The following is a 21,871-nucleotide window of genomic DNA, read 5'->3' as shown; positions in this document are numbered from 1 at the left end:
CGCTCGGACCTGGAGCGTGGGAAGTGGGCAATCGGCCGGTCGAAGGTCTACCGCAGCTGTCCCGGCGCGGTCGGATCCTGCTGCTGTCGGCGGTTGCCCTGCTCGCGGCCCTGATCGTGCTCCCCGTGCTGGTGGGCATGTACACCAGCTGGCTGTGGTTCGGTGAGGTCGGATACCGGACCGTCTGGGTGACGATGCTGGTGACCAGGCTGCTGCTGTTCGCCGCGGTGGCCGTGCTCGTCGGCGGGGCCGTGTTCCTCGCGGTGCTGCTGGCGTACCGCGCCCGACCGGTGTTCCTGCCGGGGCGGGCCGAGGACGATCCGATCCGGATCTATCGCGATTTCGTGCGGCGCAGGCCACGCCTGTTCGGTCTGGGCATCCCCATCGTCCTCGGGCTGCTGTGCGGTCTGATCGGGCAGTCGAGCTGGGAGACGGTACAGCTGTTCCTGCACGGCGGCGCGTTCGGGGTCACGGATCCGCAGTTCGGTCTCGACGTCGGCTTCTACGTCTTCGACCTGCCCTTCTATCGGTCGGTCCTGAACTGGCTGTTCGTGGCGACCGTGTTCGCCTTCCTGGCGAGCCTGGCGACGCACTACCTGTTCGGCGGGGTGCGGATCTCCTGGAGCGAGGGCGGGGTCAGCCGGGCCGCCCGTGTCCAGCTCGCCGTGCTCGCGGGGACGTTCATCCTGCTCAAGGCGGTCGCGTACTGGTTCGACCGGTACGCGCTGCTCTCGAGCGGCCGCAAGGAGCCCACGTTCACCGGCGGTGGCTTCACCGACATCAACGCGGTGCTCCCGGCGCGACTGATCCTGCTCGCGATCGCCCTCATCTGCGCCGCCGCATTCTTCGCCGCGATCGTGCTGCGCGACCTCCGGGTGCCGGCATTGGCCGCGATCCTCCTGCTGTTGTCCTCGATCCTGGTCGGCGCGGTCTGGCCGCTGGCCGTTGAGCAGTTCTCGGTCCGTCCCAACGCCGCCGACCGGGAGAGCCCGTACATCGAGCGCAACATCGAGGCCACCCGCCAGGCGTACGGGGTCGGCGCGGACAAGGTCGAATTCCTGCCGTATCCGGGCATCGGCACCAAGTCGCCCCGGGACGTGCCCGCCGACGTGACGACGATCGCGAACGCCCGGCTGCTCGATCCGAACCTGCTCTCGCACACCTTCATCCAGCAGCAACAGCTCAAGAACTTCTACGCGTTCCCCTCGACGCTCGACCTCGATCGGTACGTGATCGAAGGCACGCTGCGCGACTACGTCGTCGCGGCCCGCGAGCTGACCCCGAGCAGCCTGAGCGGCAATCAGACCCAGTGGGTCAACCAGCACACGGTGTACACCCACGGCGACGGGTTCGTCGCGGCGCCTGCGAACCGGGTGAACGCCGCGGTGCGGGAGGCGGTGGGCGACACCTCGAGCAGCAACAGCGGGTATCCCGTGTACACGGTCAGCGACATCGCCAGCCAGGGCTCGGGCCACCAGGTCATCCGAGTGGACCAGCCGCGCATCTACTTCGGTGAACTGATCGCGAGGACCGACCCCGACTATGCGATCGTCGGTGGTCCGGAGGGTTCCGCGCCACGCGAGTACGACACCGACACGTCCACTTACACCTACGACGGGACCGGCGGTGTCTCGATCGGGAACTGGTTCAACCGGATGGCGTTCGCTGTCAAGTACTCCGAGCGCAACATCATCTTCTCCAAGGCGATCGGATCCGAATCGAGGATCATCTTCAATCGGTCCCCGGCCGAGCGCGTGCATCTGGTGGCCCCCTGGCTGACCACCGACCACGACCCCTATCCCGCCGTGGTGGGCGGGAAGATCGTGTGGATCGTGGACGCGTACACCACCGTGAACAACTACCCGTACGCGCAGCGCAGTTCGCTCGAGGACCTGGTGGTCGGCCCCGAGCCGACGCCTGTGCGGTCGGGCGGGGAGGTGTCCTACATCCGCAACTCGGTGAAGGCCACCGTCGACGCCTACGACGGCACGGTCACCCTGTACCAGGTCGACCAGCAGGACCCGGTGCTCGAGGCGTGGATGCGCGCGTTCCCCGGCACGGTGCAACCCGAGGGTTCCGTTCCCGCCGAGCTGCGGGCCCACTTCCGGTACCCGCAGGACCTGTTCAAGATCCAGCGCGAGATGCTCGCGAAGTATCACGTCGATGATCCGCGAGAGTTCTTCACCACCAACGCATTCTGGTCGGTGCCGAGCGACCCGACCGTCGAGTCCAACCCGTACCAGATGCCGTTCTACGTGCTGGTGGGGGACCAGGCGACCGCCGAGCCGTCGTTCCGGCTGGCCAGCACGATGGTCGGATTCCGGCGCGAGTTCCTCTCCGCCTACATCTCGGCTCACTCCGATCCCGAGGACTACGGCAAGCTGACCGTGCTCGAACTGCCGACCGACACCCTGACGCAGGGCCCGCAGCAGATCCAGAACTCGATGATCTCGGACACCCGGGTGGCGTCGGAGCGGACCCTGCTGGAGCGGTCCAACCGGATCCAGTACGGCAACCTGCTGACGTTGCCGATCGCCGACGGCGGGGTGCTCTACGTGGAGCCGCTGTACACCGAGCGGATCGCGTCGGAACAGAACACGTCGACCTTCCCCCAGCTCGCGCGCCTGCTGGTCAGCTACCGGGAGCCGGGGGCCACGGGCGGCGTCCGGGTGGGATACGCGCCCACCCTGGCGGAGGCGCTGGACCAGGTGTTCGGGGCGGGCACCGGCGGCGCGGCCACGGCGCCGGGATCGGGCGCGGGGCCGCCGCCAGCGCCGCCGCCTGCGGGGGAACCGGCGGGTCCGCCGCCGCCCGCGGTCGCGAATCCGGCGACCGCCGATGAACTGAACAGGGCCATCGCGGAGCTGCGTGAGGCGCTCGATCGGCTGCAACGGGCGGTGGACGCCTACCAGACCGAACCGCCCCGGTAGATACCTTCGCCGACAACCGATCCTGGGTACTAGCCGTTGTAGTAGTGCCTTGTATTCTTCGCGTGTGGGCTCACAGGGGACGACGATCGCGCGGATGCGCGGCGCCTTCGTGGGCTCGACCTCCGGCGCGGTGAGCGTCGCCGCTCACGCGCTGGGCGGGGGCACGGCTCCCGCGGAGAGTTCGGTGGTCCTGCTGATGCTGGGCTGCGCGGCCATCGGTGCGGTCATCGCATCCGTGCGGGTGGATCGACATCAGCTGCTGTTCGTGGCTGCCGCGCTGACCCTGGGCCAGGCGATCGGGCACATCGCGCTCGCGATGGGCGCCGTTCACGTGCACGGGCCGCAGCTCGGTCCGCAGATGGTGGCCGCGCACGCCGCCGCCGTCGCGGTGACCGCCGTATTGATCCGCGCCGGTGAACGCGGATGTGTCTCAGCGCTTTCGGCCCTGAGTCGGAGAGTTCCGGCGCCGTTGACCGAGGTGCCGGTCCTGGTACCTGTCGCAGTCTGCGTCCCGGCAGATTCGCCGCCGCTCGCCCGCTGGCTGCTGGTCGGCTCGGGCACCGGCACCCGTGGCCCGCCGCCGTCTGCCTAGTCGACGTCAACCGGCATCCCTGTCTGGGCGCCAGTCCGAGCAGGGTGATGTCGACGCGTACCTTCGCCGTTCCGTCGTCAGCGTGCTGCTCACCAGAGCCCGCGCGGTGGAGTGTGCCCAGGAGGCCGCGGACCCGGGCCGAAAGCCCTTCCTTGGGGGCGCATTTGACAGCGTCCGCCACCCTCCCTAGGTTACTGGAAACCATTTTCATTTAAGTTTGGTGCCGCGCGCCCATGAGCCGCGGCCTATGAAGGAGATCTTATGAGCAAGTTCCGTAGTGCCGGCGTCGGCGCTGCCGCCGCCGCCGTGGCGATCGGGCTGATGTCCACCGGCGCAGCGCACGCCGACACCTTCGTGCCGCTGCCGGACGGGCAGAAGGCCGGGCCGGGTGCGGTCGTCTCCCGCACCGGCGAGAGCGTCCTGATCTCCCCGTCGCTGGCCGCCAACGGCGCAGGCCGCACCGCCTGGGTCTCGGGCACCGTCACCGCGGACGTCACCGGCATCACCAAGGAAGGCGAGGTGGGGCCGTTCAACGGTGCCACCAACGACAAGGGCACCAACAACTCGTCCACGCACGGGGTCTCGCGGATCAGCACCGGCTACATCGTCGGCTGCCAGGTCGACATCACCGGCCTCGGCGGCTCCATCGGCGCAGGCATCGACCTCTCGGGACCGTCGGTCTCCGGTTCGCTGACCGTCCCGGTCTCCGCCGGCCAGGTCAAGTTCGTCGGTGTCGCGGGCAAGGACATCAAGAAGAACGGCAAGTACTCGGTCCAGTACCAGGACACCCAGCTCGAGATCCAGAACTGCGGGGGCTTCGCCCAGGCCCGCGCCTACACGGTGGTCGAGATCGTCGGCGACAACTACTCCAAGACCACCCTGTACGGCCAGCCCTTCAGCATCGGCTGACCCAGTCCACGCCCGAACTCGATACCTGAACCCTCAGAGGAAAACTCATGAACTCCAGCAAGAACAGCCTGCGTCGCGGGCTGCAGATCTCCGCCGTCGGCGCGGCCACGGCCGTTGCGGTCGGCTTCCTGTCCGCGGGTGCGGCCAACGCCGACACCTTCGTGCCGCTGCCCGGCGGGACCATCTCCAAGACTCTCGTCGACGGCACTGTCGTCACCGTCACCATGACCGGTGAGTCCGCGAACATCTCGCCGTCGATGGGTGCGACCCCGCTGCACCGCAATGTGTGGGTGTCGGGCTCGGCGAAGGTCGAGCTGTCCGGCGCCAACGCCGACGGCGGCAAGATCGAGCCCGGCTACGTGGTGGCCTGCCAGCTGACCCTCGGCGGCAAGGGCGGCGCCGACACCGGCATGTCCTCCAACTGGGAGGGCGAGAGCGTCAAGCAGACCGCCAAGAGCGCGGGCAACCTGTCCATCGCTCCCGGCCAGGCCAAGAACGTCAAGCTCCTCGACCTCGAGAAGGCCGACGATTTCGGTGGCGAGTCGCACTCGGGCGCCAACAGCTTCAAGGGCAAGAGCGGCAGCGTCACCTGGGCAGACTCCACCATCGGTGTGGAGGGCTGCGCCGGGTACGCGCAGGCGCGCTCGTACGTGAAGGTCACCGCCAGCACCAAGAACGTCAGCAGCACCGTCACGCTGTGGGGCCAGCCGTTCAGCATCGGCTGACCCGATGAGTCGAGGCGGCCCGCCAGTCCCTGGTGGGTCGCCTCACCGGTATCGATCCAAGGAGGACGTCGTGACCGACGATCTGTCCCACTACCGTGCCGACTTCCGCGAGATCGAGAATCGAGTCACCCGAGAGTTCGTGGCCGGGTGGCGCCGCCCGGCGATCACCGCGGTGGTCCTCGTTCTGACGGTTGGCCTCGCGCTTCCCCACGCGGGGTCGCTGCCGGCGTGGGCCGTACTCGCGGGAGGGCCCAACCCGGAACATGTCGCGACGCCCGCGCCACTGCGGCTGTTCATCGTGTTCGTCGTGATCTTCGGGGTCGCCGTCTCGATGCTGGGCACCTGGTCACGACGATGGGCCATCGCGCAGATAGCGGTGATGGGAACGGGTGTGGGGACGGTGATCGGACTGCTCGGCTACTGGTCGCAACAGAGCCTGCCGCCCGGAATCCGCCCAACCGGAATCGAATACGGGCTGATCCTCACGTGGGCGGGGATGGCCGCCCTCACCGCGCTGTGGGTCCCGGTAGTCCTCAGTCGCGCGAATATCATGCAGGCCGACGTCTCTGCGCCGCGGTGAACGCTTCGGTCGACGGTGATTCGCTGGTTCTGAGGTAGATCTGTGACACGCGACTGTGCGCGAGGTTTCGAGGAACCTCGCGCACAGTCGCGTTGTGGCCGGGTCGTGGTTCATGGGCCAGGGGCAGGCCAGGAGCCGCGGCGCCGTCGAGCTCGGCGCCACCCGGGTTCGGTCGTGTGAGGGGCGCGGCCGAGGGGTCCGGGTGCGTTCTTCGGTGGGGTCAGCCGATGCTGAACGGCTGTCCCCAGAGGGTGACGTTGCTGGTCACGTTTGCGGTGTTGACGGTGACCTTGACGTAGGAGCGGGCCTGGGCGTAGCCGGCGCAGCCGCTGACGCCGAGGGTGGAGTCGGCCCAGGTGACGCTGCCCTTGCCCTTGTAGGGGTTTGCGGCGCGGTGCTGTTCGGCGCCGAAGGCGTCGGCGAGTTCGAGGTCGAGGATCTTGTAGTCCACGGCCTGGCCGGGTCCGATGGACAGGTTGCCGGCGGCCTTTGCCGAGTCGGGCGCGGTCTTGATCGCCTCGCCCTCCCAGTCGCGCTTCATGCTGCCGTCGGTGCCGGTCTTGCCGCCGAGGGTGAGTTGGCAGGCGACTATGTAGCCGGGCTGGATGGTGCCGGCGCCGCCGCCGGAGACCTCGACCTTGGCGCTGCCGGAGACCCAGACGTTGCGGTGCAGCGGGGTCGCACCCATGGACGGGGAGATGTTGGCGGACTCGCCGGTGCGGGTGATGGTGACGACGGTGCCGTCGACGAGGGTCTCGGTGATCGTGCCGTCGGGTAGCGGGACGAGGGTGTCGGCGTTTGCCGCGCCCGCGGAGAAGAAGCCGAGGGCGATGGCGGCGGCGCTGCCTGCGCTCGCGATCTTGAGTCCGCGACGCAGGCCGTTCTTGCTGGTGTTCATGAATTCCCCTTTGAGGGTTCAGGTTTCAAGTTCGGGTGTGGACTGTGCTAGCCGATGCTGAAGGGCTGGCCGTACAGGGTGGTCTTGGAGTAGTCGTTGCCGACGATCTCGACCACTGTGTAGGAGCGGGCCTGGGCGAAGCCGCCGCAGTTCTGGATCTCGAGCTGGGTGTCCTGGTACTGGACGGAGTATTTGCCGTTCTTCTTGATGTCCTTGCCTGCGACGCTGACGAACTTGACCTGGCCGGCGGAGACCGGGACGGTCAGCGAACCCGACACCGACGGTCCCGAGAGGTCCATCGAGGCGCCGATCGAGCCGCCGAGGCCGGTGATGTCGACCTGGCAGCCGACGATGTAGCCGGTGCTGATCCGCGAGATGCCGTGTGTGGAGGAGTTGTTGGTGCCGGGGGTGTTCGCGGCGGCGTTGAACGGTCCTGCCTCGCCCTCCTTGGTGATGCCGGTGACGTCGGCGGTGACGGTGCCGGAGACCCAGGCGGTGCGGCCTGCGCCGTTGGCGGCGAGCGACGGGGAGATCAGGGCGCTCTCGCCGGTGCGGGAGACGACCGCTCCCGGTCCGGCCTTCTGCCCGTCGGGCAGCGGCACGAACGTGTCGGCCTGCGCCGCACCGGTCGACATCAGGCCGATCGCCAGTGTTGCGGCGGCGCTTGCGCCTGCACGGAGACACGTTGCGCGGGCGCGGTGGGCGCCACGGCGCCCACGGGAATAGTTCGAATTCATGGGTTCCTTCTCACTGTGGGTGGAGTTCTGGGCTTCGACAATGCAAAAGCGATCGCCGAAGAGACTTGGCCGCAGATGCGGCCAAGCATGGAAGAGTTGTGCGTTGCGATTGCTCCGTCGTCAGGTCGAACTGACGAGGGTTACCCCGAGGTGACTAGTCGTTCACTCCGTGGCGCTGAATGACGTGGCGATGAGCGTGGCCATCCGGGTGAGGGCGGTGACCTCGTCGGGATCGACCAGCCGCCTTTGTGCTTCTGCGCGGCAGGCGACGCCGAAGAATGCATCGAAAATGATCTCGGCCGCGGTCTGAGCGTTCTTCGGGTCGTCGTCACCGCGGAGGTCGGCTATTGCGTGAACCAGCGGCTGCAGGAGCTGCTCGCGCATCGCTGCGAGTTCGGTGGGAAACATCGTCTCCCACCGGTAGGTGTGGAGCAGGATTGCTCGATACCCCTGCAATACATCCTGGGTATAGGGGAGGACGACGGCTCGAACCCATGCATCGACACGTTCGAGCGGTGTGCTCGCCGACGACATACGTTCGATGACGTAGCTGGTTTTCGTGGTGGTGCCGTCTTGCAGGACGGCGATGATCAGCTCTTCCTTCGAGTTGAAGAGCCGGTAGAACGCGCGGGTTGCCAGGCCCGCCCGCTCGAGGATCGCGGCGACAGGGGGATCCACCTGACCGGTTTCGGCGATGAGGCTGCTGCAAGCGCGGATGAGGCGTTGCGCTTCCGTGAGGTATCCGTCGCGCTGCCGGTCGAACAGCCGATCGACGGCGGCGGTAGCGATGGGGTTCACAGCCTCTTGGTCTGCGGAAGTCACCTTGTGTGTCCTCATGGTTGTGGCGAGATTGCCGTTCTCGAAGTCGAGGATAGCCATAGCGTTCGGTCCCAGGAGCGGTGTCGAATTGCCGGTTGGCTCGTTCGCTCGACGCTGCTCAGTGCGTTACGGCACCTCCTGTGGCGGGGGCCCGGCCGTGTCGCATCTTCATAGCGACAGCGAGGCCAGCGAGGCCGACCACCGCTGCGAGGATGAAGGAATGCTGGAATGCCGTGTCCGTGTAGGTGATTCGTCCCGTTTTGGGGTTCTGGCTCGCGATGTTCTGTGCCATGACCACGCTGAGGACCGTCACCGCGATCGCATTGCCGAGCTGGGCGACCACCCCGAGCATGGCCGCGCCCACCGCACTCTGCTCGGCAGGCACGGCGTCCATCACCAGGTTCGGTCCGGACGCGTAGTACAGCCCCATTCCGATGCCGAAGACCGCGGAGATCACCATGATCTGCCAACGCTGTTCGGGCAGCGCCGCGGCGGCGACGAGGCCGGTGATCATGGCGCAGACGGCACCGATGAGAGTGAGCCGGGCGCCTCTCCTGCGCGCGACGGCGCCGCCGAGGGGTCCACAGACCATGGTGAGCAAGCCTGTGGGAAAGGTCCACAACGCGAGCGCTGTCGCCGTCAACCCCACGCCGTAGGTGATCCCGACCTGGGCCGGGGTCTGCAGCATCTGCGGCATGAGCAGCCCGTACCCGGCGATCATGAACCCGATGAACAGGTAGGCCACCAGTGTGGAACGCAGCGCACCGCTGGCCAGCAGCCGGAGGTCGACGGCGGGTGCGGTGACGCGTAGCTCCCAGACGACGAAGGCGATGAGCAGCCCGGCCCCGCCGATCAGTGTCCCGAGCGTCCCGCTGCTGACCCAACCCCATTTGGGTCCCTGACTGACACCGACCAGGATCAGCCCGACCCCCGATCCGAGCAGTGCGACGCCGAGTAGGTCCAGTCGCTGATGGAGTCGGAGCGAGGACTCGGGCACGAGCACCGCCACCACCGGGATCAGCAGCACGGCGTAGCCGAGCATGAACCAGAACAGCGATTGCCAGCCGTGGTTGTCGATGAACCAGCCGGCGACGAACGGCGATGCGAGCGCGCTGACGCCGATTCCGGCGGCCACGGTGCCGAGTGCGACCGGGACCCAGCGCCGCGGGAAGGTGTCGCGGACCAGCGCGTAGGACACCGCGACCATCCCGCCCGCAGTGCCCTGGAGGGCGCGGCCGGCCAGCAGCATAGGGAACGAATCCGCCGTCGCGCAGATCAGGGAGCCGACGGAGAAGAGCACGGCAAGGCTCAGCATCACCCGCTTCTTGCCGTAGGTGTCGGCGAGTTTGCCGACCAGCGGCAAGCTGACCACGGCGACCAAACTCACCATCGTCAGGACCCAGCCGAGGTGCAGGGTGCGGAAATCCTGCGTCATGTGTGGAATCGCCGGATACACCAAGGTGATCTCCATCGGCGCGAGCTCAGATATCAGCACGATGAGCGCGAGCGCCGCGGCGTATCGCCAGCGCTGCCGCCGACTGATCGGCGGATCGTCACCGGGTTGTGGGGGAGGTCTGTTGGTCGTGGTCTCAGTCATGTTGATCTCGATCCAGTAAAGCGGACCCGATAACCCGATCTGTCAGGGGCGTGTAGGTTCGCGCAGGTCTTCGGTGTGGGGGGATCCCGGAGGTGGTCGGTACTAGTGGCTGTTGCGGAGATGTGCGGACCGGCGGCGGAGCCGAATCTGCTCCGTGCGCTCGGCAGGGGTCACGGTCGGCGTCTCCGAGGGCAGGTACTTCCGGACGTCCTCGAGGGGCACGAGCCGCATGGTCGGATTCGGAACACTGTCGGTCAGCAGCAGGCGGCCGTTGATGGTGCCGTGGGTGTGCCCGCCGGTGTCCAGCCAGTTCGGCACGCCCGGATCCTGGTGGGAGATGACCGCACGGAAGACGCCGTCCGCATCGAGGCGGGCCTGGGCATGATTGAGAGAGGACTGGCGAGAGAACCAGTTGACGGTCTCCCAGTACCAGTTCCCGGTACCGAAGCTCCAGTAGTGGCACTGCGGAGGAGTGAACTCCAGAATCACCGCTTCGTCGGGCGCGCACCGGAAATTGCCCATGCCGTATGCCTGATTCTGGAAGCCACCCCACGCGCTGTCGCTGAGCGGAGTGAATTCCAGGGTGTTGGCGGGGGTTGTGAGGGACAGCTTGCACATGTTGTCCCAATAGGATCCGGCCTTGTCCAGCCAGCGAACAAGCCGCTCGGCGCGCGCCGCGACGTCGGCCTCCGACAGCGGGGCGGGCGGCGGGTAGACGGCATCCACGCTCTCGATCACGAGGTTGGCTGGGCGCTCCGTCGCCCAGTCACTGAACACCTGTCGAACGCACAGTGAGCCCGCCTCGGTGTCGATGGTCAACCAGTTTCCGGTGTAGCCGGCCGGACGCTCGGGACCGAGGAGTAGCTCGAACGCCTCGTCAGTTCCGGCCGTCAGGGTGCGGCTGTCGATATTGGAGTTGATCCGGTAGTCGGGTGCCTCGCAGAAGTGCGGCGAGTGGACCTGGATGTCGAAGTAGTGGGCAGTGCCCCGGTCGCCGTGGATCCGGTAGGTGCGGTCGCCGCTGACCGCGGCGAGGGTGTAGATCACATCGGGGTTGTCGATGCCCCAGCTGCAGGTGGTGTCTGCCCAGCGGCCGAACTCCGGATAGGCCGGATCGGCCAGTTCCATGCTCAGGAGGGCGCCTGCCGCCAGGTACCGGGTGGCGAAACGAAGACCCTCCGCCCGCAGCAGGGGCGTATCGGTATCCGGGTCATCGAAGACGATGGTGCGCCCGAACTGACGCCACGCCTCGCCCACCTGATCGAACAGGGCGCCCGAGCGAACCGATTCCACGCGTTCCGTCATGCTTCCTCCTCCAAGTTTTCTGTGATGCCTCTCACTCGGAAGCTCCGAGTGCAAATGACATACTCAAAGTTGAAAACGTCATTGTCAACCCCCTTGTCCGCCTCCGTGGACCGGCAGGGAGAGATTCCTGCTACCTGGCGAAGGTCCAGGTAGAGGGCCTTGCCGGGGGAGTGGAGAGAAGGAGGTCTCGGTGTCGCCGGATGAAGCGGGTGCCGAGGAACGCGAACCCGACTACCGATTCACGCTTGCCAACGAACGGACGTTCCTGGCGTGGATACGCACGTCGCTGGGGCTGCTCGCGGGCGGCGTGGCCGTCGATCAGCTCGCCGTCGCGTTCCACAACCCGGGCGCGCGCGTCGCCCTCGCCCTGAGCTGTATCGGCCTCTCCATCGCCCTCGCGGGCGGTGCGTTCTCGCACTGGCGGAAGGTTCAGAAGGCGATGCGGCGCGACGCGCCCCTGCCGGATTTCGGCCTCATCCGGGTCCTGGCCGCGGGGACATTCGCCGTCGCGGCGTTGGCGGGCGCGGCGGTTGTGTTCTCGTGAGTGCGCAGGCGCCGAGAGACGTTGGCCTGCAGGCGGAACGAACGGCGCTCGCCTGGCGCCGAACCGCGTTGTCCGCCACCGCCGTCACGGCGGTGGTCGTCGTGCACGGGGCGGCCGGCCGTGAGTGGGGTCTCACGGCGTTGCCGTATGTGGTCTCGGCCTGCGCTGCCTTCGTCGTCGTGGTTGTCAGCCTGGTGAAGGCGCGGCGCAGGCGCGACGATGTCAGCGTGAGCCCCCGCGCGGTCGCTGTGGTTTCGGCGGCGGTGTTGTGTTGCGCGCTGTGGGTGGGGGTCGTGGTTGCCTGCGTGTCGCGTTGAGACTCGCTCGGGAACCCAAGAGGTCCAGGGTCTTTGCGGGACGCGACGTCGAGCCGCGATTCCCGAATGGTGTCGTCCTGCAGACGATTGGTCTTTCGGTGGGCTGGCTGTAGTGGTGGCCGTGGATACGTGCCTCAGCCGTGCTCCGGATCGGCTGAGAGGAGATCGCCAGGTGTGCAGTTGAGGGTTTGGCAGATCGCGGTGGCGATCGGCGCCGGACTGGTCGCGGCGTCTTCACCCTCGTTAAAGCCACCGCCAGCACGCCCCGCTGAACCACCGAACCCGCACCCTGACCACCGGAACCTGCGTTCGATCCACCTGATTCGGCGGCAGATGCGTCGAATGCGCCGCTGGTTCGTCTGAGGAAGCGGACTCCTATCCACCACCGGGTGGGAGCACACCTTCCGAGAGGAACTTCCGATGACCACCCACCTGTCCGCCCGCCCCGCCGGAGACCACCGTGGGGGTGTGCGATGAGCGCCCCGGCCGTCGTGGTCGAGGATCTGCATGTCGCCTACGGCAAAACATGGGCCCTCGACGGCGTCGACCTGGAAGCTGCCATCGGGACGACACTCGGCGTGCTCGGCCACAACGGTGCCGGCAAGACGACCCTGATCCGTACGTTGACCACCCTGGTGCGGCCCACCATCGGCCGCGTACAGATCGAGGGCCTCGATGTGGTCGGTGACGCCACCGCGGTGCGCCGCCGGATCGGGGTCACCGGCCAATACGCCGGACTCGACGAATTCCTCAGCGCCCGGGAGAACCTGGAGCTGATCGGCCGCCTGGCCGGGCTGCGGCGCACCGCCCGCGCCCAGGCCGACGCGCTGATCGACCGGCTCGGGTTGCACGATTACGCGACCCGGCGGATCGGGGAACTCTCCGGAGGTTCGCGCCGTCGGATCGATCTTGCCGCCAGCCTCGTCGGGTCCCCGTCAGTGCTGTTCCTGGACGAGCCGACCACGGGCCTGGACCCCCTCGCACGCGCCGGACTATGGGACGTCGTGGACGAGCTGACAGACGCGGGCACCACGGTCGTGCTCACCACCCAGTACCTCGAGGAAGCCGACCGGCTCGCCGACCACATCGTGGTTCTGAGTCGGGGCAGGGTCGCCGCCCGCGGCACCCCCGCAGAGCTGAAACGGATTGTCGGCGGCAAGGTCCTCAGCGTCACCATCCCCGCCGGCCAGATCGCCGATCTGCCGTTCATCCCGGATACCGACCGGGTCGACGGCGACCGGGCTCGGGTGTCGGTCACCGTCGACGATGCCACCGCCGCGACCGCACTGGTCGCCGACCTGCACCGCGGCGGCATCGAACTCACCGACCTCGACGTGACATCCCCCAGCCTCGACGACGTCTTCACCCACCTCGCCCACACCCCCGGAGCGCACCGATGACCACCACCACGCCTTCGATCGAGCGTCCCCGGATCGGGGACCAGCTCGCCGCCCTCACCGTCCGGAACCTGCGCACCAGCGCCCGAGTCCCGCAGTTGCTGATGTTCTCGCTGACCATGCCGATGGCAATGCTGGTGCTGTTCAGCCAGGTATTCCGCAGCGTCGCCGCCGGACCGGGTTTCCCAGCCGGGACCAGCTACATCGTCTTCCTCACCCCGGCGATGCTCGCCGTCTCCACCGTGATGGCCGGCACCAACGCCGGAGTCTCCGCCGCGATCGATCACACCAACGGCCTCCACGACCGCTTCGCGGCCCTGCCCATGCGGGCGGCCCTGCCGGGGGTTGCTCGCACCATCAACGAGGCCGTATTCACCCTCGCCCGGGCTGCGCTGCTCGGAATCGCTGCCGTGGCATTGGGTTTCGAGTTCTACGGAACTTCGATGGATGCTGTCGCCGCGGTCGTGGTGCTCGTGACGCTGGCCGCGGCGATGAGCGCCCTGTTCGGCTTGATCGGGGACCGGCTGCGTCGTCCGGACGTGGTCCAGTTCGCCGGGATGATGGTGATGATGCCGCTGATGTTCATCTCGAGTGCGTTCGCGCCGCTCGAGACCATGCCCGGCTGGATGCAGGCCATGGCGACGGTGAATCCGGTCGCGCACGCCACCGACGCCCTGCGCGGACACGTGCTCGGCACCGCCACCGCCGGAGACACCGTCGCCGCCCTGGTCGCCGCGATCGGGTTGTGGGTCGCGGTCACCGCGGTCCCCGTCCTCATTCGACTGATTCGGTCCGCACGCGCCCGCTGAACCACGACACGCCCGCCCCGTCCTTCCACCTCCGCAGGGAAAGGACGGGGCGGGTTCTTCGTGTGCGCTGTCGGTCCGGACCCCGGCACTCTTGTGGCCCCTACCCGGTGGAGAGAGGTAGGGGCCAGGGGAGCGCTGTGGTCAGCGGATGCGCCCGATACGGGCGTCGGCGGCGCTCATGCGGCGGCGTCGAGCAGATGCAGTTCCTCCGCCACGATCAGATCGACCTCTTCGCTGGTCAGATCCGACAACAGATGTGTGGTCAGCATCGCTCACACCTCCTCATCACGCTTCTACTGGTACGTCGAACCGGAGAATCCGGAATCAACATCGACACCCATACAGACGAGGCACCCCCAATTTGGACGCAGGGTGCGTCCCATCGCGGTCACCGCCGTCGGTACCTCCGCGAGGACCCTGAATTCAGGGGTCGCGACCGCGCCGCCAGGCGGGGATGCTGGAGACGGAGAGGAACCAGGATCATGAGCGAGGACACGGCCACCACCACGACACCCCAACCGGAGTCAGCTGATCTCGACCAACTCTGGCGTCGCTTCTCCAGCGACTTGCGGGCCTTCATCGCCCGCCGGGTCTCGCGGCCCGAGGACGCCGACGACATTCTGTCGATCGTGTTCCTGCGGATGGCCAAGAGCCTCGACAACCTCCGCGAGCAGGACCGCGTCCTTGGCTGGATGTATGCGATCACCCGAAACGCGATCACCGACTACTACCGGTCCGCGCCCCGTCGCCGCGAGCTGACCGTCGACAGCGTTCCCGACAATCCTCCCGACGGCGAGCCGGACGCCGACGAGGCGGCCGAGAAAGAACTCGCCTCCTGTCTGGTGCCGATGCTGTCGGGGCTGCCCCCCGAGCAGGCCGCGGCGGTGAAGATGGTCGACCTCGACGCCCGAACCCACGCCGCGGCCGCCGACGAGGCGGGAATCTCGGTGTCCGGGATGAAATCCCGAGTCCAACGTGGCCGCGCCGCCCTCCAGGCCCAATTGCACGCCTGCTGTCAGATCAGCCAGGACCGGACCGGGCACGTGCACGATTACCAGCCCCGCAGCGGATCGTGCGCCTGCGGAGCCACCTCTCCCGCGGACCAGTAGACCGTCACGCCCACTCGATTGCGTGACCGGACGACCGCGAGGTCACCCGGCAAGACGACGGCGCGCTGCGAGCTCGTTTGCTCGCACCGCGCCGCGTTCTGCCCTGAGGGTTACTGGCAGCCGCATCCACCTCCGGCGGTCGCCGCCGGACCACAGCACGTCGACTTCTCGCTGTGGTCGCAGCAGGTGGCCTGTCGTTCGGTGTTGCAACACGTGGGCGCCGCAGCCTGGGATGTTGCGTCTGTTCGATCCGTCGCCGAGGACTCGAACTCGTTGGGGTTGGTCATGGTGGCTCCTTGATCCATGGGGATGGGCATCAGATCAGACGGAGGAGATTGCGAATGGACGCACCAGCGGAGACTCGGGCTGTTCTTCTCGGGTGGGTAGCCACCCTTGAATCATGGGTAGGTAGCGCTGAATAGGCCTGTGGCACAGTTCTTCCTATGCCACTCATTCAGATCAGCCAGACGCCCGGACTCACCACCGAACAGAAGAAGGCGACCATCGAGGCCGTCACCAAGGCGTACGCGGAGGCCACGGGGAAGAACCCGGCGCAGGTGTGGGTCACTCTCACCGACGTGCCGCGGGAGAACTGGGGCGTCGGCGGGGTCCCGCTGGGTTGATCGAGCGGCCCGCCGCAGGGTTGATCGAGCGGCCCGCCGCAGGGTTGATCGAGCGGCCCGCCGCTGGGCTGACCCCGCCCTCAGGCCTGGCCGTTGCCCGCGGCCAGGCCGCGGTCGAGCTGCGCGACCATTGCCATGCCGAGGGTGAGGAGCTCGCGGACCTGCCGCTCGTCCAGCCCGTCGAAGAGCAGCGCCTGCACCGTCTCGGCGTGGCCGGGCGCCGCCTCGACGACCTTCTGATAGCCGGTGTCGGTGAGCACGGCCAGCGATCCGCGGGCGCCGATGATGCTCTCGCGGCGTACCCAGCCGCCCTTCTCCAGCTTGGTCACCACGTGCGAGAGCCGGGAGAGCGAGGCGTTCGCCGCATTCGCCAGCGCGCTCAGCTGCAGCCGTCGGTTCGGTTCCTCGGAGAGCGCCGAGAGCACGAAGTACTCGAAGTGCGTCAGCCCGGAGTCGCGCTGCAGCTGGGTGTCCAGCGCCGCGGGCATGCGCGTCATCACGTTGACCAGCTCACGCCAGGCCTGCTGCTGCTCCGCGCTCAACCACCGCGTCATCGCGACCTCCATCGGAATATTCGTCGTGCTGCTACGTTGACTCCCAAAGATACTTGAAGCTTCAATATTAGGAGTCGTTATGAGCGATCACGCTATGCCAGCGCTCTACCTCAGCCACGGCGCCCCTCCGCTGGTCGACGACGATCTGTGGGTCTCCCAGCTCGGGGCCTGGTCGAGGGAGCTGCCGCGCCCGACCGCGATCCTGGTGGTCTCCGCGCACTGGGAGTCGGCTCCGCTCACCATCGGGTCCACCACCACAGGCACGCCACTGACCTACGACTTCGGTGGGTTCCCCCGCAAGTACTACGAGGCGACCTACCGTTCGCCCGGCGCCCCCGACCTCGCCCGGCAGGTCGCCGCGCTGATGCCGGACAACGAGCCGGTCGCGCACCAGGAGAGCCGCGGTCTCGACCACGGCGCGTACGTGCCGCTCAGCGTCATGTACCCCGACGCCGATGTCCCGGTGCTGCAGATCTCGCTGCCCACCCTTGACCCCGAGCGGCTGATGCACCTGGGCGAACGACTGCGTCCGCTGCGCGAACAGGGCGTGCTCATCGTCGGTTCCGGGTTCACCACCCACGGACTTCCGTTCCTGTGCGATCCGTCGCCCGCCGCGCAGGCGCCCGGTTGGTCAGCCGAGTTCGACGCCTGGGCGGGGGAGCGCTTCGCGGCCGCCGACGTGGACGCGCTGATCGACTTCCGCGCGAAGGCGCCCGGGATGCCCTACGCGCACCCGACCATCGAGCACTTCGCCCCGCTGTTCGTCACGCTCGGTGCGTCCAGCGACCCCGAGCAGGTGCCCTCGCAGGTGATCGACGGGTTCTGGATGGGCCTGGCCAAGCGCTCCATCCAGGTCGCGTAGGCGGGCTCAGTTCTCCCGCGCGGTGTTGCGGCTGCGCAGGAACTCGAGGGCCTGGTCGCCGTGGGTGTTCGCGCGCAGCTCGCTCGCGATCACCTTGAGCACCGTCCGGTCTGTGTCGATCACGAAGGTGGTGCGCTTGACCGGCGACAGCTTCGCGAGCAGCCCGCGGCGCACGCCGAACTGCTCGGCCACCACGCCGCCGACGTCGGCGAGCAGTGGGTAGTCGAAGGACTGCGCCGCCGCGAACGAGGCCTGCTTGTCGACGGTGTCGGTGCTGATCCCGGCCCGCGCCGCGCCGACCGCGGCGAACTCTCCCGCCAGATCGCGGAAGTGGCAGGCCTCAGCCGTGCACACGGGGGTGGAAGCGGCGGGGTAGAAGAAGAGCACGAGGGGGCCGCCCGCGACCAGTTCGCTCAGGGTCCGGACGGTGCCGTCCTGATCGGGGAGCGAGAAGTCGGGGGCCTGCTGTCCGGTCTGCATTCGGCTGAGGCTACAACGTGCGCCGCCCTGCTTCTCGGGACTAGCCTGCGTGCGGCGGACGACAGCGACATGGGGGAGCGGATGCGGAGGCTGGTGCGTGGCTTCTGGGGTCCTCGGCCGGAGTCGGTCGATGCGCTTGCCGCACGCTGGATGACAACCCTGGAGGAGCTCTCCCAGATGCTCCCTGCGGCAGGTCCACCGTGTGGGCGGGGCGAGCCGTGGAACTGGCGGCACATTCACGGGTCCGGCCCCGAAACCGACCTCCCGGCGAATCGGGATTCGCTGCTGGCGGCCCTGCGCGCAGCACAATCGGCCGACGACTGGTCAGACGTCATCGGCACCGGACTGCGGCTTGCCATCGCGGGCGAGCCGCGTTGGGCGGTGGAGGTCAGCGCACTGGCGGGAGGCACCCCGGAGTTCCTGCTGCAGTCGATCGTGATCGCGGTCGATGCTCCCGCCGAGGCTGAGGTGCCCGAGGCCGACCTGCTCGCGGCCGTCGCGCGGGCGTGGGAGCCGGACTTCGGCGATGTGACCGACGACGACGTGCTCGACGCGTTGGAGGGCGCGGGTTTCACGATCGGCGATCCGGTCGTCGGACGTCTCGGCTACCTCTCCGCCGGCCGCGCGGCCCTGGTGCCGGACGACGTGGAGGCGGCGCACGAGAGCTCGACCGGGGGCGTGCTGCTTGGCATCGCGGCACCAGGGGACGTCGACGACGTGGTCCGGGCCTACCGGCGACTACGCGAGGCGCATGCACTCGAGCCGCTGCACCGACCGATGGACCGGTCCGCATTGTAGGCAGGGCCACCACCAGTCCCTGGTCGCTCCGCCTGCGATGATGGACGGCATGTCCGGCGAGTCAACCACCGTCCAGCCCGCAGTCGCCGTCGCCGATGCGGACGATCACACCACCACCAGGGCACAGTTCCGTGCCCTCGCGGCCGACCATCGCGTGGTCCCGGTGACGCGAAAGGTGCTGGCGGACTCCGAAACCCCGCTGTCCGCGTACCGTAAACTCGCGGGCGACCGGCCCGGCACGTTCCTGCTGGAGTCCGCGGAGAACGGCCGTTCCTGGTCGCGCTGGTCGTTCATCGGCGCAGGCAGCCCCGCCGCGCTGACCGTGGTCGACGGGCAGGCCGGCTGGCTCGGCAACGTCCCGGCCGGCGCGCCGTCGGGCGGCGACCCGATCGCCGCGCTCGGACAGACCCTGGAACTGCTGCGCACCGAACGGCTGCCCGGCCTGCCCCCGCTCACCGGCGGCATGGTCGGCTTCCTCGGCTACGACATCATCCGCAGGCTGGAGCGGCTGCCCAGTCACGCGGCGGACGACCTGCAGATCCCCGAGATGGTGATGCTGCTGGCCACCGACCTGGCCGCCGTCGACCACCACGAGGGCGCCATCACGCTCATCGCCAACGCCGTCAACTGGAACGGCACCGACGAGCGGGTCGACGAGGCCTACGACGACGCCGTCGCCCGGCTCGACGCGATGACGCACGCGCTCACCGCGCCCGCGCCGTCCACGGTGTCCACCTACACCAAGACCACCCCCGACTACCGCCGCCAGCGCACCACCGAGGACTTCGGCGCCGACGTGAAGCGGCTGATCTCGGAGATCGAGGCCGGCGAGGCGTTCCAGGTGGTGCTCTCGCAGCGCTTCGAGATGGACACCGACGCCGACCCGTTCGACGTGTACCGGATGCTGCGCGCGTCCAACCCGAGCCCGTACATGTACCTGGTGCACGTCCCCGGCGAGGACGGCGAGACCGCCTTCTCCATCGTCGGCTCCAGCCCCGAGGCCCTGGTCACCGTGAGCGAGGGCGTGGCGACCACCCACCCGATCGCGGGCACCCGCTGGCGGGGCGCCACCGAGGAGGACGACATCCTGCTCGAGAAGGACCTGCTCGCGGACGAGAAGGAGAATTCCGAGCACCTGATGCTCGTGGACCTGGGCCGCAACGACCTGGGCCGGGTGTGCGAGCCGGGCACCGTCAAGGTGCACGACTACCGGCACATCGAGCGCTACAGCCACGTGATGCACCTGGTCTCGACGGTCACCGGCCGGCTGGCCGAGGGCATGCACGCGCTGGACGCCGTCACGGCCTGCTTCCCGGCCGGCACCCTCTCCGGGGCGCCGAAGGTGCGCGCGATGGAGCTGATCGACGAACTCGAGCCGACCCGACGCGGCATCTACGGGGGAATCGTCGGTTACCTGGACTTCGCGGGGGACGCCGACACCGCGATCGCGATCCGCACCGCGCTGATCAAGGACGGCACGGCCTACGTGCAGGCCGGGGCGGGCGTCGTGGCCGACTCCGACCCGGTCTATGAGGACACCGAGGCGAAGAACAAGGCGATGGCGGTGCTCAGCGCGATCGCGGCGGCGGGCACGCTGCGGGCGGTGGGCACCGATGACTGAGCAGGAACCGGACCTGGACCCGGCCGCCGCGCCCGCAAGGGGGCGGGCGTCCGCGGCAGCCGTGCCGGTGCTGCTGCTCGCGGTCGCGGCGCTGTGCCTGTGGGCGTCCTCGCGGATGACGTGGGTCCGGGTGGAGTCGTTCGACGGCCTCGGCGGCGCACGCACCAGCGAACTGATCGGCGGCACCTGGGCGGCTGCGACGACCCCGCTGGCCCTGACCCTGCTCGCAGCCATCGCCGCCTCCTTCGCCGTGCGCGGCTGGGCGCTGCGGGTGGTCGGGCTGCTGGTCGCGCTTGTCGCGGTCGCGGCGATCGTGCCCGCCGCGTCCCTGCTGATCGGCGGTGTCGACGACGAGAAGGCCGGACGGCTCGCCGAGCTGCCCGACCGAGCGGAGGTCACCGCGACCGAGGCCTTCACGCTGCCTGCGGTCCTCGTCCTGCTGGGCGGGGTCACGGCCCTCGTAGCCGCGGTCGCACTGATCCGCAAGGCGGGTGTAAGCGCCGGGCTGTCGTCGAAGTACGCGGCCCCCGCCGCCCGCAGGGAAGAGGCGGGCAGCCGCGCGGCGACCTCGAAGGAACCGCTCAGCGAGCGAATGCTCTGGGACGCACTGGACGCGGGGGAGGACCCGACCGCGGGCGAGGTGGCCGGGCCAAACGACCAGGACGGACCGGAGCCTGCCGGAGGCACAGACACCCGCCGTTAGTCAATAAGGTGGCGCCCTCTAGGCTTGCCCAATCCGATGAGGTTGCTCACACGGCAACGGCCCAGAAAGGACTCGGGACACGATGACGGTTCTCGATTCGATTCTCGACGGGGTGCGTGCAGACGTCGCGGCCCGTGAATCCGTTCTGGACTTCGCAGCCGTGAAGGCGGCCGCGGCCGCCGCGCCGGCGGCACTTGACGCCGCCGCCGCGCTGCGGGCTTCCGGCATCGGGGTCATCGCCGAGGTCAAGCGGGCCAGCCCGTCCAAGGGTGCGCTCTCGGAGATCGCGGACCCCGCCGAACTCGCGCTGGCATACCAGCAGGGCGGCGCGCGGGTGATCAGCGTGCTGACCGAGGAGCGCCGCTTCCACGGCTCGCTCGCGGACCTCGACGCCGTGCGTGCGGCCGTGACGATCCCGGTGCTGCGCAAGGACTTCATCGTCGGCCCGTACCAGATCCACGAGGCCAGGGCCCACGGCGCCGATGTGATCCTGCTGATCGTCGCTGCCCTCGAACAGGACGCGCTCGCCTCGCTGCTCGACCGCACCGAGTCCCTCGGCATGACAGCCCTTGTGGAGGTCCACACCGAGGAGGAGGCCGACCGGGCCCTCGAGGCGGGTGCGAGCGTCATCGGCATCAACGCGCGCAACCTCAAGACCCTCGAGGTGGACCGCGACACGTTCGCCCGTATCGCCCCCGGACTGCCGACCGAGGTCGTCAAGATCGCCGAGTCCGGCGTCCGCGGGACCGCGGACCTGCTGGCGTATGCGGGCGCGGGCGCGGATGCCGTCCTCGTCGGCGAGGGCTTGGTCACCAGCGGCGATCCGCGCACGGCCGTCAAGGATCTGGTGGCCGCAGGGGCGCACCCGTCCTGCCCCAAGCCCGCTCGCTGACCAACCCAGGGCGGTCGGACCCGACGTGAGTTCGGTCGCACCGACTAAGGCAGACTGGACGGGTGAGCAC

At 68.5% G+C, this 21,871-nt stretch carries 23 protein-coding genes; 16 read left to right on the top strand and 7 right to left on the bottom strand.

Annotated elements, in window-relative coordinates:
• Positions 1 to 23 precede the first annotated feature (23 nt).
• From FCG67_RS21530 to FCG67_RS21510, 5 genes are all read left to right on the top strand, one after another.
• Entirely contained in the window at positions 24 to 2,930 is a 2,907-nt protein-coding gene (locus FCG67_RS21530; protein WP_136911677.1) for a UPF0182 family protein, read from the top strand.
• A gap of 64 nt (positions 2,931 to 2,994) precedes the next feature.
• On the top strand, positions 2,995 to 3,522 hold the full coding sequence (locus FCG67_RS21525) for a hypothetical protein (RefSeq protein ID WP_342775502.1): 528 nt from the start codon (positions 2,995 to 2,997) through the stop codon (positions 3,520 to 3,522).
• A gap of 261 nt (positions 3,523 to 3,783) precedes the next feature.
• A complete protein-coding gene (locus FCG67_RS21520; protein WP_136911676.1) occupies positions 3,784 to 4,431 on the top strand; it encodes an MspA family porin in 648 nt (215 codons plus the stop codon).
• 47 nt (positions 4,432 to 4,478) lie between these two features.
• The gene (locus FCG67_RS21515; protein ID WP_136911675.1) at positions 4,479 to 5,156 is read left to right on the top strand and encodes an MspA family porin; all 678 of its coding nucleotides are present in this window, start codon (positions 4,479 to 4,481) and stop codon (positions 5,154 to 5,156) included.
• Between the two features lie 70 nt (positions 5,157 to 5,226).
• Positions 5,227 to 5,736 carry an Rv2732c family membrane protein gene (locus FCG67_RS21510; RefSeq protein ID WP_136911674.1) on the top strand — a complete coding sequence of 170 codons (510 nt, stop codon included), beginning with the start codon at positions 5,227 to 5,229 and terminating at the stop codon, positions 5,734 to 5,736.
• Positions 5,737 to 5,956: 220 nt separating this feature from the next.
• On the opposite strand, the gene FCG67_RS21505 is transcribed toward FCG67_RS21510, so the two are convergent.
• From FCG67_RS21505 to FCG67_RS21485, 5 genes are all read right to left on the bottom strand, one after another.
• Positions 5,957 to 6,634 carry an MspA family porin gene (locus FCG67_RS21505; RefSeq protein ID WP_136911673.1) on the bottom strand — a complete coding sequence of 226 codons (678 nt, stop codon included), beginning with the start codon at positions 6,632 to 6,634 and terminating at the stop codon, positions 5,957 to 5,959.
• 47 nt (positions 6,635 to 6,681) lie between these two features.
• Positions 6,682 to 7,371 carry an MspA family porin gene (locus tag FCG67_RS21500; protein WP_136911672.1) on the bottom strand — a complete coding sequence of 230 codons (690 nt, stop codon included), beginning with the start codon at positions 7,369 to 7,371 and terminating at the stop codon, positions 6,682 to 6,684.
• A gap of 162 nt (positions 7,372 to 7,533) precedes the next feature.
• On the bottom strand, positions 7,534 to 8,250 hold the full coding sequence (locus FCG67_RS21495) for a TetR/AcrR family transcriptional regulator (protein WP_136911671.1): 717 nt from the start codon (positions 8,248 to 8,250) through the stop codon (positions 7,534 to 7,536).
• A 58-nt stretch (positions 8,251 to 8,308) separates the two neighbouring features.
• Positions 8,309 to 9,787: an MFS transporter gene (locus FCG67_RS21490; RefSeq protein WP_136911670.1), complete on the bottom strand. Its 1,479-nt coding sequence runs from the start codon at positions 9,785 to 9,787 to the stop codon at positions 8,309 to 8,311.
• Positions 9,788 to 9,889: 102 nt separating this feature from the next.
• The gene (locus FCG67_RS21485) at positions 9,890 to 11,092 is read right to left on the bottom strand and encodes a DUF1214 domain-containing protein (RefSeq protein WP_136911669.1); all 1,203 of its coding nucleotides are present in this window, start codon (positions 11,090 to 11,092) and stop codon (positions 9,890 to 9,892) included.
• A gap of 190 nt (positions 11,093 to 11,282) precedes the next feature.
• On the opposite strand from FCG67_RS21485, the gene FCG67_RS21480 reads away from it, so the two are divergent.
• From FCG67_RS21480 to FCG67_RS21455, 6 genes are all read left to right on the top strand, one after another.
• A complete protein-coding gene (locus tag FCG67_RS21480) occupies positions 11,283 to 11,636 on the top strand; it encodes a YidH family protein (RefSeq protein ID WP_136911668.1) in 354 nt (117 codons plus the stop codon).
• Positions 11,633 to 11,953 (top strand): DUF202 domain-containing protein, encoded by a 321-nt coding sequence (locus FCG67_RS21475; protein ID WP_136911667.1) that lies wholly within the window; start codon positions 11,633 to 11,635, stop codon positions 11,951 to 11,953. The genes FCG67_RS21480 and FCG67_RS21475 overlap by 4 nt, the downstream gene beginning before the upstream one ends.
• Before the next feature lie 473 nt (positions 11,954 to 12,426).
• Positions 12,427 to 13,353 carry an ATP-binding cassette domain-containing protein gene (locus FCG67_RS21470; protein ID WP_136911666.1) on the top strand — a complete coding sequence of 309 codons (927 nt, stop codon included), beginning with the start codon at positions 12,427 to 12,429 and terminating at the stop codon, positions 13,351 to 13,353.
• The gene (locus FCG67_RS21465) at positions 13,350 to 14,159 is read left to right on the top strand and encodes an ABC transporter permease (RefSeq protein WP_136911665.1); all 810 of its coding nucleotides are present in this window, start codon (positions 13,350 to 13,352) and stop codon (positions 14,157 to 14,159) included. The genes FCG67_RS21470 and FCG67_RS21465 overlap by 4 nt, the downstream gene beginning before the upstream one ends.
• Before the next feature lie 482 nt (positions 14,160 to 14,641).
• Entirely contained in the window at positions 14,642 to 15,268 is a 627-nt protein-coding gene (locus FCG67_RS21460; protein WP_136911664.1) for a sigma-70 family RNA polymerase sigma factor, read from the top strand.
• A gap of 443 nt (positions 15,269 to 15,711) precedes the next feature.
• The gene (locus tag FCG67_RS21455; RefSeq protein ID WP_027502040.1) at positions 15,712 to 15,891 is read left to right on the top strand and encodes a tautomerase family protein; all 180 of its coding nucleotides are present in this window, start codon (positions 15,712 to 15,714) and stop codon (positions 15,889 to 15,891) included.
• A gap of 80 nt (positions 15,892 to 15,971) precedes the next feature.
• Here the strand turns inward: FCG67_RS21455 and FCG67_RS21450 are convergent, their stop codons facing one another.
• Positions 15,972 to 16,445 (bottom strand): MarR family winged helix-turn-helix transcriptional regulator, encoded by a 474-nt coding sequence (locus FCG67_RS21450; protein ID WP_136911663.1) that lies wholly within the window; start codon positions 16,443 to 16,445, stop codon positions 15,972 to 15,974.
• Between the two features lie 79 nt (positions 16,446 to 16,524).
• Between FCG67_RS21450 and FCG67_RS21445 the strand changes: the two genes are divergently transcribed.
• The gene (locus tag FCG67_RS21445) at positions 16,525 to 17,307 is read left to right on the top strand and encodes a dioxygenase family protein (protein ID WP_136911662.1); all 783 of its coding nucleotides are present in this window, start codon (positions 16,525 to 16,527) and stop codon (positions 17,305 to 17,307) included.
• A 6-nt stretch (positions 17,308 to 17,313) separates the two neighbouring features.
• Here the strand turns inward: FCG67_RS21445 and FCG67_RS21440 are convergent, their stop codons facing one another.
• Positions 17,314 to 17,787 carry a peroxiredoxin gene (locus FCG67_RS21440; RefSeq protein ID WP_136911661.1) on the bottom strand — a complete coding sequence of 158 codons (474 nt, stop codon included), beginning with the start codon at positions 17,785 to 17,787 and terminating at the stop codon, positions 17,314 to 17,316.
• Positions 17,788 to 17,868: 81 nt separating this feature from the next.
• On the opposite strand from FCG67_RS21440, the gene FCG67_RS21435 reads away from it, so the two are divergent.
• From FCG67_RS21435 to trpC, 4 genes are all read left to right on the top strand, one after another.
• Positions 17,869 to 18,585 carry a hypothetical protein gene (locus FCG67_RS21435; protein WP_136911660.1) on the top strand — a complete coding sequence of 239 codons (717 nt, stop codon included), beginning with the start codon at positions 17,869 to 17,871 and terminating at the stop codon, positions 18,583 to 18,585.
• Between the two features lie 49 nt (positions 18,586 to 18,634).
• A complete protein-coding gene (locus FCG67_RS21430; protein ID WP_211243291.1) occupies positions 18,635 to 20,206 on the top strand; it encodes an anthranilate synthase component I in 1,572 nt (523 codons plus the stop codon).
• Positions 20,199 to 20,909, top strand: coding sequence for a TIGR02234 family membrane protein (locus FCG67_RS21425; protein WP_136911659.1), 711 nt, complete (start codon positions 20,199 to 20,201; stop codon positions 20,907 to 20,909). The genes FCG67_RS21430 and FCG67_RS21425 overlap by 8 nt, the downstream gene beginning before the upstream one ends.
• Positions 20,910 to 20,991: 82 nt before the next feature.
• Positions 20,992 to 21,801, top strand: coding sequence for an indole-3-glycerol phosphate synthase TrpC (gene trpC, locus FCG67_RS21420; RefSeq protein WP_136911658.1), 810 nt, complete (start codon positions 20,992 to 20,994; stop codon positions 21,799 to 21,801).
• The last annotated feature ends 70 nt before the right edge of the window (positions 21,802 to 21,871 follow it).

It is taken from the genome of Rhodococcus oryzae (assembly GCF_005049235.1).
GTDB lineage: Bacteria > Actinomycetota > Actinomycetes > Mycobacteriales > Mycobacteriaceae > Rhodococcus_G > Rhodococcus_G oryzae.
The sequence above is the reverse complement of the archived record's forward strand: the minus strand, read 5'-3'. Positions and strand labels throughout refer to the sequence as shown.